Origin of the sequence: Photobacterium lutimaris, assembly GCF_003025555.1 — a bacterium.
Classification (GTDB): domain Bacteria; phylum Pseudomonadota; class Gammaproteobacteria; order Enterobacterales; family Vibrionaceae; genus Photobacterium; species Photobacterium lutimaris.
In genome coordinates, this window is sequence record NZ_PYMH01000003.1 from 34432 (window position 1) to 51362 (window position 16931).

Genomic DNA, 16931 nt, shown 5'->3' on the forward strand with positions numbered 1-16931 from the left:
CATGAGCAAAATTTTATTATTTATTGGTGAAAATGAGCAGTTTGATAAAGAAGAGGTTGTGAAAAGTATTCGCTCAATTAATGGTGTCGAAAATGCGAAAGAAGGTGATTTTATTGGAGCTGCTTTTGAGGCTGAGTATAAAGTGGATAGCGAGAGTTATATTATCAGATTAAGTGATGATCTGGAAACTATCACCATTGATGGAATGGATAATAACTGTTTGAATTTCATACTGTCACTAAAAGGTATGATGAAAGATAGTTTTCAGGCTGTTGATATGGATTATTCTTTCCATGTTGACCTATCAATAATTAACACAATAGAACAGTTCAAACAAGAAATTCAAAAAGGTATCTAATTATTTAAGGGGCTAGGTTTGCTTAGACTATTATTTTTTTTGGTATAGGTGTAAGTAATTGTGGTGGTAAATAAACTTGGCCACCTTATTGGTTATAATATTCTCACCTCAATTGTTAAAAGGTGGCAAAATGATAAACCATATCATGTGCTAGTTATCAGTTCTCTGATATTGAAATGAATCCATACAGATAATAGTTACGGAGCTGTAGTGATTAGTTTTGAATTAGGAACATCAGGGGATGTCGTTGTGTAGTGGTCAACTTAAATTGGCCACGGTTTTATAGTTATTCCAGTAACGCCTTTCAGACTCATTCGGTGTCAGCCCTCCATTATAGTGATGCGGCCTAAGCTGACTGTAATAACCGATTATGTATCGAATGATTTCTTGTCGAGCTTCAACAAAACTCCGATAACCCGTTACTGGAACCCATTCTGTTTTTAAGCTTCTGAAGAACCGTTCCATTGGGCTGTTGTCCCAACAGTTTCCTCGCCTGGATAGACTCTGTTTTATCTGATAGCGCCATAGCAACTGACGAAAATGACGACTCGTATAATGACTGCCTTGATCGCTGTGGAACATAACACCTTTAGGGTTCCCTCGTGACTCATAGGCTATTGAAAGTGCTTTTCCTGTGAGCTTGCTGTCTGGCGATAAAGACATCGCCCATGCGGGCAAATAGGTCTATAACGACAGCTAAATACATCCAGCGCTTTCCCGTCCATATGTAAGTCACATCACCAACCCAAGTCTCATTAGGAGCTGTAACAGCAAATTGTCGAGCCAGGTGGTTAGGGACTTCGACGTGTTCCTTCGACGCTTTCCGGTATTTATGCTTGGGTGATTGACAGCTAACCAATCCCATTGCTTTCATCAGTTTGGACGCTCGATAGCGAGACAATTTAACGCCTTGTGTAGATACCATATCAGCAATACTTCGCGCGCCCGCAGAACCGTTACTGGCAGCATGTACATCTTTGATTAGACTGCGTAATTGAACTAGCTCAGGCGTAATGACCTTTGGCCTTTTACGCCAGTATTTGTAACTACTTCGATGAACGCTGAACACCTCACACAGTGTTTTTACACTGTAGCTCTGCCTGAGTTTCTCGATTATCGAGAATTGTTCAGTGAGTCCGACATCAACAGAGCTGTAGCTTTTTTTAATATTTCATTGTGCTCTTCAAGACGAGCAAGTTTCTTTTTTAATTCACGGATTTCGATTTGTTCAGGCGTCATCGGAGAAGCTTTAGGTGAAACTCCTTGCTGCTCTTCTTTAAGTTGGCGAACCCACTTATCCATGGTTGATTTGCCAACATTCATGGCCTGGGCGGCTTCAGCTACCGAGTAGCCTTGGTCAATAACCAACTGTGCGGCTTCTAGTTTAAACTCGGGGCTAAATATTCTTCTGCTACGTTTTGTCATTGTGTCACCTGTTAGCTTCTGAGGTGATGATATCACCTCTAATCAGGTGGCCAAATTCACCGTACCACTACATTTGAACTCATTGAATGGAGAAAATTTCTCTGCGGGTTTCTTCTCCGTGGCTTTTGGAAAAGCAACCAGCCAGGCAAGTACGCTCCTCGATATGATTGGTGGTAGTGGTAAATTCACTGCGGTGGGTATCGATTTTGGTGAATTGGCCATTGCAGCTATAGCTGGCGGCGCGGGAAGTAAAATGGGCGGTGGCTCGTTTACAAAAGGAGTTCATACAGCTTCTTTGGCTAATCTGTTTAATAGCCAAGGTATAGGGAAAAAAATGGCTAATTACATTTCCAATAATGAACCTGATGGGCAGATGCCATTGGGAGGGGTTAACTATCCACAGCAACAGAATCCAATAGAAGGCGAAATGAGTATAGGGATGGGAGGTGCATGGGGAGCAGGGCTTGCGGGCATGTCGCATGATGTATCTTTCCAATTTAACACCACAGGACAGTTCTGTAAGGTTGTAAGTCATTGTGGTAAATTTGGTGCGGTACTTGGTATAGCAGGAGGCCCAGTTGGCAGTATATCATTAGACCCTAGTGACCTAGCTCCTGGTGCTCGTTTATATAGCTCTAGTGCTTTTATTGATTTTATTCCTGGTGTAGGACTAAGTGGGGCTTTGAGTCAAAATGGTACATCATTCGGAGGGGCTAGATTTGGGAAGATGTATGGAGCAGGAGTTCAGGCATGTAGAACAGATGTTGTCAAATGCATGTAGAATAGTGATTTAAAAATACTTGAAAATTATTAAACCATCGCTAATGCGGTGGTTTAAAAGTTAATGCTATATTATTATAGTTGCTCAGTGATTTTTTGGAGTTAAAGGTGATTTTGGATTTTTTTCTAAAGCACGAAAAAAAATTGTTTCTAGGAATTCCTACGTTTGGTTTTTTTATCATTGCATTATTGTTTTATATTGAAGTGTCTGTTCGTTATCTTTTTATAGTTGGCTTTTTTACGGTTTGCGTTTTCTTCCTGTTATTACTTGTACACCCATTCATTATTAAAGAAAGATTGTCTCGTGAAAACAAAAATAAACACTAAGAAACCTTAACAGTTATATTTGAATTGTCATTAATCTTGTCTCCAAAGGTACAGTGAACTCGATAGTGAATTGATGTAGCAGTGGTTATGTTAGAATTAGTGGCAAAAGAAATAATCCATGCTGACTAAATGGGAAATTATATGTACTTAAAAGGTAAAGAAATTGTAGTTGATCTGTGGGGGTTACTAGTATGCCTATTCATATTCCAGTTAGTGGGCAGTGTTTACTTTTATATAAACCCAAAATTCATAAGCCCTTTTGTTAATCTATGGTATGGAGCTATGATTTTCATGTTGCCTAGTTATATTCTTGGCCTATTCTTACATATAAAATTCCGGAAGTTACCAACTAAGAATAGAATACTAGAGTTGATAATATTAGGACTACTTTCTATAGTAGCTTTATTAATAGCTATGAGCGATTTACCAAACTCTTTGGACAAAGCCATTGTTAATCTATTCATGTGATTATGAAGTGTAATGAGGCTAATGTTTTATTTATAATGGATAAGGGTATATATGATGAATTTAACTAGCCTTTTGATTTCGGTAATGAGCTTGACTGTGGCTGAGACTTATCATTTTCATGATAATGAATGGCCTATGGTTAAGGGCTTTACATCGGTACAGCATGATGAGTCTATACACTTTAGCTATGATATTGACAAACTGGAGCACAGTGATGACTTGAATGGACTTAATGGGGCAATAATTGTTTTTAGGGATAGTCAATGTAACAAGGTAAACCCTGATTATATAAAGTCCCAATCTATTATTGCTAAACTTCACTCATATGAATTGATGATCATCATTTAACGTAAAGAAAAAATAGCCACCTTTGTATGAAGGTGGCTTTCCAGTGCTTTAGATAGCATAGAACTGAATTAACAAACCTAATTCCTCAAGATAAGCAGGCAGACAGGCCGTGATACGATGATATATGCTTCTATCACACTATCAATATCATTTTGATAGCCTAAGATATTATTTTGATATCACTATTCCTCTTAGTGATAACCGTTATTATCTAATTGATAAATTGAGAATTTGTTCTGTAATAAAAAAGTGATATGTGTCCCGATGATGATCTCACTTTTGTTCAAAATCCAGACTGCGCTCACGAATCTTTGTCTTCCCTCGCAGGTTCGAGCAGTTTGGCGTGTTTGTTGCCTTTTAAGTATTCAAGACATCAATAACGTTCCGTAAAAGCCATTAGGCCGAACGCATGATGCAGGAATAACAATGAGAATGCGAAAAGGCAAATAACATGATTGAACAATATCTAACGCCTGATACCCCTGCTCAGGCACTTGAATTAAAGCAGCAGCATGGCTGTGAGGCCATCTGGTTTGCAGGCGGATCCAAAATCAATGCGGCGCCAACTAAAACCGATAAAACTGTTGCTATCTCTTTGGGCAAACTTAACTTCTCTCATATTGAGCAGCAAGGTGAGAGTTTGCATATCGGTGCAATGTGCCATATTCAGCAATTGATTGACCACGAACTCGTACCTGTGGCGTTGAAGCAATCTGCTGCCTTTATTTACTCCCGCCATATCCGTAACCAGGCCACCTTGGGTGGTGAAATTGCCGCACGACAGCCAGAGGCATTATTGGTACCTAGCCTGCTTGCGCTAAAAGCAACACTGAAGTTGGCCAACGGGCAGGAAATGGATGTTGAAGATTACATCAATAGTGAAGAACGCGAGCTCATCGCTACCGTCATTATTCCAGATAGAAACCTGACTTGTATCGGTTACAACATTGCCCGCTCAGCAGCAGGATTAGCGATTGTGACAGCTGCGGTATCGATTGATAAGCAAGGTAATAAGGTGATAGCGCTTGATGGTGTTTCGCCGTTGCATCAAGGTGCGGCCCGTCCGGTACGCCTTCGTGATGTCGAAGCGCAAGACTTGAAAGGGGAGCTGCTGGAGCAAGCAGTTGCCGATGCGATTTATCCGGAAGCCGATATTCGCGGTGGTGTGGAATACAAGCGATATATCGCAGGCGTTGTAATCACGGATTTGATGGCTGAATGTCAGCACATGGTAGAGGAAGCATAATCATGACGATTCAATTTACCTTAAATGGCCGCCCTCAATCTTTGGATTGCCGTCTTGGTGAAAATGTTCAGACATTGCTTCACTCCATGGGGTATCACTCAGTCCGTAATAGTGATGATGGCTGGGGTTATGCCGGATCTGATGTGATCTTGTTCAACGGTGAGCTGATCAATGCCTCGTTGTTGATTGCTGCCCAGCTTGACGGTGCAGAGGTTAAAACCGCAGAATCCTTGGGTGAGTGGAACCAATTGAGCTTGGTTCAGCAGGCAATGATTGATGTCGGCGTGGTGCAGTCTGGCTACAACGATCCGGCATTGGCGTTGATCTTAACCGAACTACTCGAACGTATTTCACAGCCAACCCGCGCGGAAATTGATGATGCATTATCAGGGCTATTTAGTCGCGATGCCGGTTACCAGCAGTTCTACGAAGTGGTTGAGCTGGCAGTAAAACGCCTTGGGGATCCTGAATATACCCAGCAATTTGCACCAGAATTTCGTGATGATTTGGCCGTGGTGGGCAAGAACTGTCCGAAGATTGACTCGGCGAAAATGGTGCAGGCCAAGCCTTGTTATGTTGAAGATCGCATTCCAGCCAACGCATGTGTTATCAAGATGCTGAGAAGCCCGCATGCCCATGCATGGGTCAAGCATTTGGATGTCTCTCAAGCCGAAGCGCTGCCAGGCGTGGTATCGGTGATCACCCACAAGAATTGTCCAGATATCCCTTACACACCAGGTGGTCAGAGCGCCCCTGAACCATCACCGCTCGACCGCCGTATGTTTGGCCAGAAACTGCGCCATGTGGGTGATCGCGTTGCCGCTGTAGTGGCTGAGTCGGTGGAAATCGCCGAGCAGGCACTAACACTGATCAACGTAGAGTACGATGTTCTAGAGCCAGTGATGAGCATTGATGAGGCGATGGCCGCCAATGCCCCGATCATTCACAACGAACCTATCGAGTACGGTGTTGGTGCGCCAGATGATTTGGAAGAGCAGAATCGCAACGCCGATCCGCGTGAAGGCAAGTTGATTGTGAACTTCCCTATTGGTTGTTTCCCGCGCAAGAACATTGCCGCCAGTGTCCGTGGTCATATCGGTGATCTTAACAAGGGCTTTGCTGAAGCGGATATGATTATCGAGCGTACTTACGAGTCGAAACAGGTTCAGCAACTACCGGTTGAAACCCATATCTGTTACAGCTATATGGATGGCGATCGTATCGTGATGCACGATTCGACTCAGGTGCCTTGGCACGTACGCCGTCAGGTAGCCAAAATCCTCGGTGTGAAGCAAAACAAAGTACACATCGTTAAAGAGCGTGTGGGTGGGGGATACGGTTCGAAGCAAGATATCTTGTTGGAAGATGTGTGTGCATGGGCAACCTGGACCACAGGCCGTCCGGTATATTTCCACCATACTCGTGAAGAAGAGTTTATTTGTAACTCAACCCGCCATGTTGCCAAAGTGACGGTGAAACTCGGGGCCAAGAAAGACGGCACTTTAACCGCGATTGATATGGACTTCCGTGCCAACACCGGCCCTTACGGAAACCACGCGCTGACCGTGCCATCAAACGGTCCCGCCTTGTCGCTACCTCTTTACCCTTGTGACAATGTGGACTTCAGGGTAACGACGTACTATTCCAACATCTGCCCGACCGGGGCTTATCAGGGGTACGGCGCGCCGAAAGGCAACTATGCACTGACTATGGCAATGGCCGAAATGGCTGATGAACTGGGTATCGACCACCTTGATATGGTTGAGAAAAACCGTGTGGTTGAAGGCCAAGAGCTGAAGATCCTAGCGGCTATCGGTGAAGGTAAAATGCCGGCCAGTGCGCCGAAAGTTCACAGCTGTGCGCTTGAGCCTATTTTGCGTGAAGGCCGCAAGCTAATTGAGTGGGACAGCCCGAAACAGGATGATGGTGAATGGAAAGTGGGCCGTGGTGTGGCGATTATCCAGCAGAAATCCGGTATTCCAGATATCGATCAGGCTAACTGCCAGATCAAGATGGCATCGGATGGGACCTTCATTGTTCATTCAGGCGCCGCTGATATCGGTACAGGCCTTGATACTGTGATCAGTAAACTGACCGCCGAAGTACTGTGCTGCCCGATGGATGAAATCACTATTCACTCTGGTGATACCGACCATGCGCCATTTGACAAGGGTGCCTACGCTTCGTCCGGTACCTGTTTCTCTGGTAATGCCGCCAAGCGCGCTGCCGAAGCGATGCGTGAGAAAATCCTTAAGTGTGGCGCTGAAATGCTCGGTGAGCCTGTAGAAGAGGTCGCTATTGCGGCGCCGGGACTTGTGAAAGGTAAGCAGGGTGAAGTGAGCTACTTCGATATTGCCCACAAAGCGGAAAGTGGAACTGGCTGGGGGCAATTACTGGCTTCAGGTTGTTTCACCACACCGGAATTTGCCTTCCCATACGGCGCGAACTTTGCCGAGGTGGCGGTCAATACGCGTACCGGTGAAATCCGTCTTGATAAGTTCCATGCCTTGCTCGACTGCGGTACGCCGGTTAACCCAGATTTGGCCTTAGGCCAGATTTACGGTGCCAGCATGCGTGCTATCGGTCATAGCTTATATGAAGAGTTGGTTTACGATGAGCGTGGTGTGCCCGTGACCCGTGACTTGAAGAGCTATGGTGCGCCAATGATTGGCGATATACCTCGCGACTTCAAAGCGGTGTTGGTACCAAGTGATGATCCGGTTGGCCCTTACGGTGCGAAATCGATATCTGAAATTGGTGTTAACGGTGCAGCCCCAGCCATTGCCAGTGCGATTCATGATGCATGTGGTGTCTGGATGCGGGATTGGCACTTCACACCAGAGAAGGTTCTACAAGGTCTGAATAAGCTTTAATCAATGCATAAGCGGCCGTTTCCAGGGGATGGGAAATGGCCGTTTTGTTTTTCAGCCACGGTTTACCGGGCTGGTGTTATGGCAATTACGCCGTCATGACTTGGCGAGTATCGACCATTTCCCATTCATGGGGGTGGTCAGGGTATCAGCGGGTAGGCAGGCACAGGCTCTGGTTGAGCTTGTTGTTAAGGGCCCAGACGTTTCTGGCTAGGTTATCGATTCATAGATTACGGATGGAACAGAAATGAAACTGCTTTATAACGTGGAAGACAGGCCTCCTATGGGCGCAGCGATCCTCCTTGCTCTTCAACATATGCTTGCCGCTATGGGGGCTATCATTGCTGTCCCTTTGGTGGTCGGTAGTGCGATTGGTCTTCCGACAGATCAAATGGTGATATTGGTCAATGCAGCCCTGATGGTATCGGGTGTGGTGACTATCATCCAGTGTAAAGGGGTTGGTCCTGTTGGGATCCGGCTTCCGGTGGTGATGGGAACCAGCTTTACCTTTGTTGCCATCTCCATTTCTATTGGGATGGACTCGGGTATTTCTGGTGTCTTTGGCGCATCGCTGATCGGCTCGTTAGTGATGATCATCGGTAGCCGCTTCATGCCGCAAATCAGAAAGCTCTTTCCACCCGTGGTGTCCGGTACCGTGGTAGTGTTGATTGGTCTGACAATCCTGCCTGTCTCTGTCGACTGGTTTGCTGGTGGCTTTGTCGGGCAGGAGCATTACGGTCAAATCAATAACCTGATGTTGGGTCTGTTGGTATTGGTGGTGGTGATTGTACTGTCGCAACTTGGTAAAGGGTTGATCTCTGCCGCTGCTATCGTGATTGGTATGATGGTGGGTTACATTGTCGCGATCTTCATGGGCGTGGTTGATTTTACGCCGGTTCGTGAAGCGAAGTTCTTTTCTCTCCCTGAATTATTGCCCTTCGGATTAAGCTTCACTGTCAGTGGTGTTATCGGGATGTCTATCGCTTACCTGGTCACCATTATGGAGTCGACGGGTGACTTCTTGGCCTTGAGTGATGCTACCCATACCAAATTGACCGGGAAGAAGTTGTCGAAAGGGATCTTATGTGACGGTATCGGTAGTGCCCTTGCGTCGGTATTTGGCGCAACCCCATTTTCATCTTTCAGCCAGAACGTCGGTATTGTTTCGATAACCGGTGTTGCCAGTCGCCACGTAGTTGCAGTGACTGGTGTGATCATGCTGATCGCCGGTATGTTCCCGAAATTGGGCGGCATTGTCGTTACGATCCCGTCACCGGTACTTGGAGGGGCAGGACTTGTGATGTTCGCCATGATCATTTCGGCCGGTATTGGCATCCTGTCACGCATTAATTTTACCAAACGCAATATGCTGATCATCGCCGTTGGGGTGGCCTCGGGCATGGCGGTGACCGTTCGCCCTGAAATTTTGACCTATATGCCAGACTCAATGCGCGTCATTCTTGGCTCCGGTATTACTACGGGCTCGCTGGTTGCACTGGGTCTCAACATTGTTTTGGGTATCAACCGCGCCGATGAAGCAGAAAGTGCGAATGAAAAACGAGAAGCGCTGAAAGAGCAAATCAAAGAGTGCGAAGAGTGTGAAAAGGCATTGGCCGAGGAAGAGGCGATGCAGTCACGCGAGCAACAAGTTTAAGCCCTACAATAGAAATAATTTAATAAAAATAAGTGCACGAAATAATGGTGTCCCTACCACTCTCCTGCACAGAAAGGTAAGAGGTAATCATGGAATATACCCAATCTATTAAAGCAATTAGAGCGTCCATCATGGATATCGCTAGAGTTGTCGACAAACCCGAAGACATAGAGCAGAACGTCCGCTTTATTGAAGATGGTTTAATGCTAGTCGAGAACGGGCGTATCGAATGGGTCGGCGAATGGGAGGAGGGCAAAGATAAAATCCCATCGACCGTTCGTATTAGAAGTTATCCCGGTAAGATTGTGATGCCTGGCTTTGTTGATACCCATATCCACTATCCACAGGCTGAAATGGTTGGTGCCTATGGCGAGCAACTATTGGAATGGTTGAACAACTACACTTTCCCAACTGAAGCCCGCTATAAAGACAAAGACTATTCCCGTGAAATGTCGAGATTCTTTATCAAGCAGTTGCTGCGTAACGGTACGACCTCAGCCTTGGTGTTCGGCACCGTTCATCCAGAATCGGTTGATGCGCTGTTCGAAGAGGCCGAGAAAATCAATATGCGGATGATCGCGGGTAAGGTGATGATGGACCGCAATGCGCCGGAATACCTGCTGGATACGCCGGATATTGGCTATAACCAAACGAAAGAATTGATAGAGCGCTGGCATAAACGTGGTCGTTTGCTCTATGCCATTACTCCTCGCTTTGCACCGACCTCGAGCCCTGAGCAGCTCGCAATGGCAGGACGGCTCAAGGAAGAATATCCTGATACCTATGTGCACACCCATTTGTGTGAAAATAAAGATGAAATCGCCTGGGTGAAAGAACTTTTCCCTGAGCAAGACGGCTATCTGGATGTTTATCATCATCATGGTCTGACCGGACCGAAGAGTGTGTTTGCCCACTGTATCCATCTTGAAGATGAAGAGTGGGATTGTTTACACGAAACTGACTCCGCAGTTGCGTTCTGTCCCACCTCGAACCTGTATCTTGGCAGTGGCTTGTTCAAGTTACAGGAAGCCTGGAAGCGCAAGGTTAAAGTCGGCATGGGGACCGATATTGGCGCGGGGACAACCTTCAACATGCTGCAAACTCTCAATGAAGCCTACAAGGTTATGCAGTTACAGCAGCATCGTCTGTCGGCATTCGAAGCGTTTTATTTGGCCACTCTTGGCGGGGCGAAATCGCTCTCGCTGGATCACCTGATCGGTAACTTTGAAGTGGGCAAAGAAGCGGACTTCGTCATCATCGATCCATGCTCAACTCCGCTTCAGCAGCTTCGCTACGACAGCTCGAAAGACTTGCCTGAGAAACTGTTCATGCTGATGACCTTGGGCGATGACCGTAGTATCTACCGCACCTATGTCGATGGCCGGTTAGTGTACGAGCGCGGTTAAATTTTACGCAAACGGTTTCGATGGAAAATAATTTTTTGACAATGCAGGGTGAGTGAAGCGTATAATCGCCGCCAATTTACTTTGCCCAGCCCCAGTTATTTGCTTTAGGAATATTCCGTTGTGAACATTGATGGGTTCTGTTAGCTGGGGTTGTGTCGATAAAAGTCAGCAATATTTATAACGTGACGGACAAGTCACAGCCCCAAAAAAGCAATCGATTGCGACGGGGCGGGTTGAGAGGAAGCTCAACACTTTATTAGGGCGGATAGACGGTAAGTCTGGCGTCAAATTTTACAAGGAATCACATCATGTCTGAAAATAGTTCGATTCATCATGAATCTACAGTAGTAGCAGAAGACACACCCCGGAAAAGCGGGTTGGATGGGTATTTTAAAATTTCCCAGCGTGGTAGTACTGTAAAGCAAGAAGTTGTTGCCGGTTTGACCACATTCCTGGCGATGGTGTACTCGGTGATTGTAGTACCGAGTATGCTTGGAGCTGCGGGGTTTAACCAAGGGGCGGTATTTATTGCTACCTGTTTGGTTGCAGCGTTTGGTTCGCTGTTAATGGGGCTTTGGGCAAACCTGCCGATGGCCATTGGCTGTGCGATCTCCCTTACCGCGTTTACTGCATTTAGCTTGGTACTGGGGCAGGGGATCAGCATTCCGGTCGCTCTGGGGGCCGTGTTCTTAATGGGGGTAGTATTTACCGCCATTACCGTCACCGGTGTGCGTCAGTGGATATTGACTAATCTGCCGTTCGGTATTGCCCACGGCACCGGTATTGGTATCGGTCTGTTCTTGTTGCTGATTGCTGCTAATGGTGTTGGCTTGGTGGTACAGAACCCTCACGCAGGTCTACCTGTTGCACTGGGCGAGTTCACTTCTTTGCCTGTCATCATGTCTATCGTGGGTTTGGCTGCTATCTTCGGCCTTGAAAAACGCCGTGTGCCAGGCGGGATCTTGCTGGTTATTGTGGCTATCTCTATTTTTGGTCTGATCTTTGACCCGAATGTCACCTATCAAGGGCTGTTTGCGATGCCATCGTTTGGCGCGGAAGGTGAGTCGCTATTGGGCACCATGGATATTATGGGGGCATTGAACCCAATCGTGATACCAAGTGTGTTGGCATTGGTGATGACCGCGATTTTCGATGCTACCGGTACTATCCGTGCGGTTGCAGGTCAGGCGAACCTACTGGATAAAGACGGCCAAATCATTGATGGTGGTAAGGCGCTGACTTCTGACTCGGTCAGTAGTATTTTTGCTGGTTTTGTCGGTGGTGCGCCAGCGGCTGTGTATATCGAATCGGCTGCAGGTACTGCTGCCGGTGGTAAAACGGGCTTAACCGCAACAGTTGTGGGTGGTCTGTTCGTATTGCTACTGTTCTTGTCGCCAATCAGCTACTTGGTCCCTGCTTACGCAACGGCTCCGGCTTTGATGTACGTGGGTCTGTTGATGATGAGCAACGTGAGTAAGTTGGATATGGCAGATTCGGTCGATGCACTATCCGGTTTGATGTGTGCGGTGTTCATCGTTCTGACCGGTAACATCGTCACTGGTATTATGCTGGGCTTTGGCTCATTGGTGATTGGCCGTGTTATTTCAGGTGAAGCGAAACGCCTGAACGCAGGTACCGTGATTATCGCTATTGTGCTGGTGGCCTTCTATGCGGGGGGCTGGGCAATTTAAGTCCTGTTACATCGCATCACGCTTTAGCTCGATATAAGTAGCGCTCCTCATTGAAAAATGAGGGGCGTTTTTGTTATTTCACTCGCAATATTCTTAAGTGTTAACAACCGACTCAACAGTTGCCGCAAAGGCCACTTTATTCCCTTCTATTAATAGCTTACCTTCCAATTAATTGTTTGTAAGTAGTGAAAGTTCCGTCCTGGGAAAGGGAGTATCAGTGGCGATGGTGGAAAGTACAGCGAAGGTAAAAAATAAAATTTTCAAGCGTTTGGTTATCACTCTGTGTGTGATGATGCCTGCATTGACTATTGTTTGGGTTATTTCCAATCCGCCAAAAGCGGATATGGAAGGGTTCAGCTGGACGCAAACGTCAAATCAAAGTGATTGGGAGGTTACCCTACCCGAGCAAGAAGGTTTCAGCGCTGAGCGATTAGTCGAACTGCACAATCAGGTAACGTTGAGAAAAAGCAAGAAAGTGCAGTCTTTATTGATTGCACGGAATGGAAAATTGGTGTTCGAGCAATACTATCCAGTAAGAAGCTCGGCGGATGGTACGCCGATGCCAATGTATTTTCCTCCTTCGCCTGATACCTATCACCAAATGCGATCGGTCACCAAAACGATCACCTCGACCTTGATCGGCAATCTACTCTACCAACAAGCGATACCGAGCAAAGATATACCATTGTTTGATTATTATCAGGATGAAGTCGTAGCAGATACGGTGCGCAAGCAGCCAATTACCATCAGGCATGCGCTCGATTTCAACAGCGGGTTAGATTGGAATGAATGGGGCGCTTACCCCAGTGATGCAATGGGGATGTGGTTATCCCAGGACCCGTATCAATATATATTTGATAAGCCAATGGCCTACCAGCCCAATGAGGCGTTTGTCTATCAGGGGGCCATGAGCGTGCTATTGGGTGGAGTCGTTGAGAAAACGACAGGAAAGAACCTGAGACAATATGCGGAACAAGCGTTATTTACCCCGCTTGGTATTAGCCATTACGATTGGTTTGCCCATGAAGTGACCGGTGAGTATTTGGGATCCTCTGGCTTGTACCTGCGCTCACGGGATTTAGCCAAGCTTGGGCAACTCTATCTCAATAAAGGGGTATGGAATGGGCAGCGTATCTTTGCAGAGGGGTGGGCGGAAGCAAGCTTAAAACCCAAAGGAAAGTTTTGGTCCAACAAAACAATAGAGTATGGCCATAACTGGTGGTTTCCTTTCATTACTGTTGACGGGGAAAGGCTGACTATTGCTGGAATGCGTGGTTACGGCGGTCAGGAGATGTTTATTATCCCAGAGCTGAAGTTAGTCATGACGATGACATCCGGGGCTTTTATTGGCCAGGATGAAGATTACCCATTCGAGTTAATCGTTGACTATATCCTGCCTTCACTTGGAATCAGCAATGCAAAATATACCGGTTAATAGGGCTGAGGTGGAAAATGAATAAAGGTATTTATATTGGTGCAGCCGTTGGTGTGCTCGCTGTTATGGTATTCACGTTAGGAGGAAAGGAAAGACAACCTATTAATACGGCGTTGCCGGACCAGCCTTCGTTCGCAATATCGACCGCATTTGATGGCCGATGGGAAGGCGAAAGAATTGATATCAGCGGCGATAAGATTTGTCTGGAAACTCGCGTTATTGGCAAGATAGAGCAGGGTAAGGTTGAGTTGACGCTGATGTATAACAATACGGTACTTCGCGGTTGGATTTCTAAGGATGGCATACTGGCGCTCTATGCTGATAGCCCGCGCTGGGGGTACCGGTTTGCCGGAACGGCGCAAAATAATCGTATTGACGGACAATGGAGAGTGACTAACGCGCCATGTCACGGTGAGTGGTATTTAGAGAAAAAGCTAACGTGATAGCTAACTCTCGCTGAGCTAAACAGGACTTGAATATTGCTGGTTTCATGCGGCTGATAAACTGTTTGGCTCAATATCACGTTTTTCATGTTTTTGGTGTTTTGCATTAAATTCTTATAGTGCCCTGTCGTTTCTCAATATCAGTAATTTTAATTATTAAAAGTCATCGACGGGAAAGTTTTATGCTATTTGAGAAAGTATGGTCATGGGTTGGTATTGCAATCCTGCTGTTTGGTTCATCCGTTGCGTTTGCTCAGGAATCTGAAAATGAAATTTTAGAGCTATTCGTCGTTCCTTACCACGTTCAACTTAACGATGGTGAAACGCGTAAAATGTCGGCGAATGCATTTTACGCTGATGGGACCTATGTCCGCGGCGTGCAGGGAGTTGAGTGGCGCAGTAGTGATCCAGAGAGCGTTTCGATTGCTCAAAACGGGACTATTTTTGCCGTGAAGCCGGGAGCGGTAAGTATTTATGCAAGTCTTAATGGCTTTGAATCATCCCAACCTGGTACGGTTCTTGTCGGTGAGTCATCGGTTGATAAACTGACGATTGAAATGACCAACACCAATGTCATGGTGGGACAGACGGTTGATGTCAAGGTGCTGGCGACTTTTAGCGATGGTGAAGTCGAAGATATTACCGGTGCGGTGACTTGGGAGCGGGTGACTAACGATGATGCGTTTGAAGTGGGTGGACGCAAGCTGACGGGTTTGAATGATGGGTATGGGTATTTGATTGCTCACTTTGATGACAACAAATCGGCTGCGCTTCGTATTGATGTCAATGATTCGGGGTATTTGGACTTGATGGTGTTGCCGGGAACGACGACGATGGCCGTTGGTTCAAGTTTCACGCCGACCCTTAGAGCGTTTACCTCATCTGGAATGGTTAATATTGATGCTAAAGATGCAAGTTACGAAATCGGTACCCAAGGTATTGTTAGAGCCAATAGTGATGGTTCTTTAACGGCATTGGCGAGTGGTGAAGTTGCTGTTTATGCGATAGCGGGCAATATTAAAAGCAGCCAGCCATTGACTGTGACCGTTGAGTAAAATGATTAATCAGAGACTCAGCAAACGTTGAGTCTCTGTTATTCCTACCATGATACCCAAATAGCGAAACCGCTATTTGGGTATCATTGCGTTAAGTACCTGACTCACTATGTTCTACATGGGCAAAGAGAATCATGCCTTTCTCGCTTAACGCCTGTTTTAGCTTTGCAACCGTTTCTGCAACTGTATAGGGGCTGTTGATTGAAGTTAGTCCATTGTCTGCCCATTCTGGGTAAATCACATTAATGGGAGGTAAAAAGAGTAACATTTTGATTTTTATTCGTTTATTCTCAATTAATAGACTTATCCACGCTGATTTTAAACGTAATGAACGATGGCCAAGTACTGTGAAGTCATTTGGGTATAGTTGTGAAGGCTAGATTTAGCAAGATGGTCAAGGAAAGGGTGTTGAGCAATAGACTAGGGAAGGGAGATCCATGTATATAGGTGAAGCGGCGAAAAAATCCGGTGCTTCGGAACGGGCAATTCGGCTGTACGAGTCCATGGGGCTGCTGAAAGTATCGCGAGCAGGAAAGTACCGCGTGTTTTCTGCGGCTGATATCGAATTTATTCGTCTGATTAAAGAGGGGCAATCTCTCGGGTTGCAGCTTACAGAGTTAAAAGAGTTGGCTAATGGCGAACAGGACTTTGATTGGATCAAGGTGGTGCAGTTGCTTGCTAAGAAGCAAGAGAGCATAGTATCTCAGATAAAAATGCTTGAAGTGCAACATTCGCGCGTTGACGAATACCGCCAGGCGATTGAGCAGTGTAACTATTGACTCTGACCCTAGGGTTAAGGTTTAAGATGCCTCCAGCACGAGTAAGGAGGTACTGTGATGAAAAAAGTCTTGGTTATCAATGCAAACCCAAAACAAGAAAGTCTTTGCCTGTCATTAGCGGAGCACTATGCCAGCATTGCGGGTAAAAAACATCAAATCAAACAAGTGAATCTTGCCGATATGTCGTTTGAGATGGATCTTCAGCAAGGGTATGACAAGGAAACCCCGCTGGAAGATGATTTGAAAGACTTCCAGCAACACGTGACTTGGGCGGAGCACATTGTGATTGTCAGCCCGGTTTGGTGGGGCACGGTGCCCGCCAAATTTAAAGGGGTTATTGATCGGACGTTCCTTCCGGGGTTCGCGTTTAAATATCAAGAAGGCAAAGCAATGCCACAAAAGCTATTGAGCGGACGGACCTCTGAATTGATCATTACCCTCGATACGCCGCCTTTTTGGTACAGGTATGTTCAAGGCAATCCGATTTATAAACAATTGAAAAGTGCAATTTTGAGTTTCACGGGCATTAAAAATCAGACGTCGACCTACTTGGGGCCGGTGTTAAATGCTTCTGAACAACGTCGTCAGTCTTGGTTTGATGTCATCTCCAAGCGGGCGGCACAGCTTTAATCTTTATTTACTCACA

Annotated in this window: 16 protein-coding genes and 1 pseudogene; 14 read left to right on the forward strand and 3 right to left on the reverse strand. The window is 46.1% G+C overall.

The features are described from left to right. Position 1 precedes the first annotated feature (1 nt). Positions 2 to 358: a hypothetical protein gene (locus tag C9I99_RS09145; protein ID WP_107348574.1), complete on the forward strand. Its 357-nt coding sequence runs from the start codon at positions 2 to 4 to the stop codon at positions 356 to 358. A gap of 258 nt (positions 359 to 616) precedes the next feature. Here C9I99_RS09145 and C9I99_RS27675 read toward each other — a convergent pair whose 3' ends face one another. The 3 genes and pseudogenes from C9I99_RS27675 to C9I99_RS27685 all read right to left on the reverse strand — a co-directional run bounded on the left by C9I99_RS27675 (position 617) and on the right by C9I99_RS27685 (position 1783). Next, complete coding sequence (locus tag C9I99_RS27675; RefSeq protein ID WP_420849236.1) at positions 617 to 889, reverse strand: integrase core domain-containing protein; 273 nt, start codon at positions 887 to 889, stop codon at positions 617 to 619. Positions 890 to 898: 9 nt separating this feature from the next. Continuing rightward, a pseudogene (locus C9I99_RS27680) lies at positions 899 to 1427 on the reverse strand (DDE-type integrase/transposase/recombinase); the annotation flags it as partial. Between the two features lie 44 nt (positions 1428 to 1471). Further along, positions 1472 to 1783, reverse strand: a complete 312-nt coding sequence (locus tag C9I99_RS27685; protein ID WP_420849232.1) for a transposase — start codon at positions 1781 to 1783, stop codon at positions 1472 to 1474. Between the two features lie 82 nt (positions 1784 to 1865). Here C9I99_RS27685 and C9I99_RS09155 point away from each other — a divergent pair, with 82 nt between their 5' ends. The 13 genes from C9I99_RS09155 (at position 1866) to C9I99_RS09225 (ending at position 16915) form a co-directional block, all read left to right on the forward strand. Further along, complete coding sequence (locus C9I99_RS09155; RefSeq protein ID WP_133638229.1) at positions 1866 to 2564, forward strand: hypothetical protein; 699 nt, start codon at positions 1866 to 1868, stop codon at positions 2562 to 2564. Between the two features lie 845 nt (positions 2565 to 3409). After that, positions 3410 to 3706 carry a hypothetical protein gene (locus C9I99_RS09170; protein ID WP_107348578.1) on the forward strand — a complete coding sequence of 99 codons (297 nt, stop codon included), beginning with the start codon at positions 3410 to 3412 and terminating at the stop codon, positions 3704 to 3706. Positions 3707 to 4157: 451 nt separating this feature from the next. Further along, positions 4158 to 4952: a molybdopterin-dependent oxidoreductase FAD-binding subunit gene (ygfM, locus tag C9I99_RS09175; protein ID WP_107348579.1), complete on the forward strand. Its 795-nt coding sequence runs from the start codon at positions 4158 to 4160 to the stop codon at positions 4950 to 4952. Between the two features lie 2 nt (positions 4953 to 4954). After that, positions 4955 to 7825 carry a molybdopterin-dependent oxidoreductase Mo/Fe-S-binding subunit gene (locus tag C9I99_RS09180; protein WP_107348580.1) on the forward strand — a complete coding sequence of 957 codons (2871 nt, stop codon included), beginning with the start codon at positions 4955 to 4957 and terminating at the stop codon, positions 7823 to 7825. A 73-nt stretch (positions 7826 to 7898) separates the two neighbouring features. After that, positions 7899 to 8036, forward strand: coding sequence for a hypothetical protein (locus tag C9I99_RS27190; RefSeq protein ID WP_166645419.1), 138 nt, complete (start codon positions 7899 to 7901; stop codon positions 8034 to 8036). Between the two features lie 33 nt (positions 8037 to 8069). Then, entirely contained in the window at positions 8070 to 9476 is a 1407-nt protein-coding gene (locus C9I99_RS09190; RefSeq protein ID WP_107348582.1) for a nucleobase:cation symporter-2 family protein, read from the forward strand. 89 nt (positions 9477 to 9565) lie between these two features. Continuing rightward, a complete protein-coding gene (gene guaD, locus C9I99_RS09195) occupies positions 9566 to 10882 on the forward strand; it encodes a guanine deaminase (RefSeq protein WP_107348583.1) in 1317 nt (438 codons plus the stop codon). Between the two features lie 308 nt (positions 10883 to 11190). Continuing rightward, a complete protein-coding gene (locus tag C9I99_RS09200; protein ID WP_107348584.1) occupies positions 11191 to 12573 on the forward strand; it encodes an NCS2 family permease in 1383 nt (460 codons plus the stop codon). Positions 12574 to 12796: 223 nt separating this feature from the next. Further along, a complete protein-coding gene (locus C9I99_RS09205) occupies positions 12797 to 14008 on the forward strand; it encodes a serine hydrolase domain-containing protein (protein ID WP_243734502.1) in 1212 nt (403 codons plus the stop codon). Positions 14009 to 14025: 17 nt separating this feature from the next. After that, on the forward strand, positions 14026 to 14451 hold the full coding sequence (locus C9I99_RS09210; RefSeq protein WP_107348586.1) for a hypothetical protein: 426 nt from the start codon (positions 14026 to 14028) through the stop codon (positions 14449 to 14451). Between the two features lie 182 nt (positions 14452 to 14633). Continuing rightward, on the forward strand, positions 14634 to 15506 hold the full coding sequence (locus C9I99_RS09215) for an Ig-like domain-containing protein (RefSeq protein WP_107348587.1): 873 nt from the start codon (positions 14634 to 14636) through the stop codon (positions 15504 to 15506). Between the two features lie 437 nt (positions 15507 to 15943). After that, positions 15944 to 16285: a MerR family transcriptional regulator gene (locus C9I99_RS09220; RefSeq protein WP_107348588.1), complete on the forward strand. Its 342-nt coding sequence runs from the start codon at positions 15944 to 15946 to the stop codon at positions 16283 to 16285. 57 nt (positions 16286 to 16342) lie between these two features. Beyond that, a complete protein-coding gene (locus C9I99_RS09225) occupies positions 16343 to 16915 on the forward strand; it encodes an NAD(P)H-dependent oxidoreductase (RefSeq protein WP_208113393.1) in 573 nt (190 codons plus the stop codon). Positions 16916 to 16931: the final 16 nt, after the last annotated feature.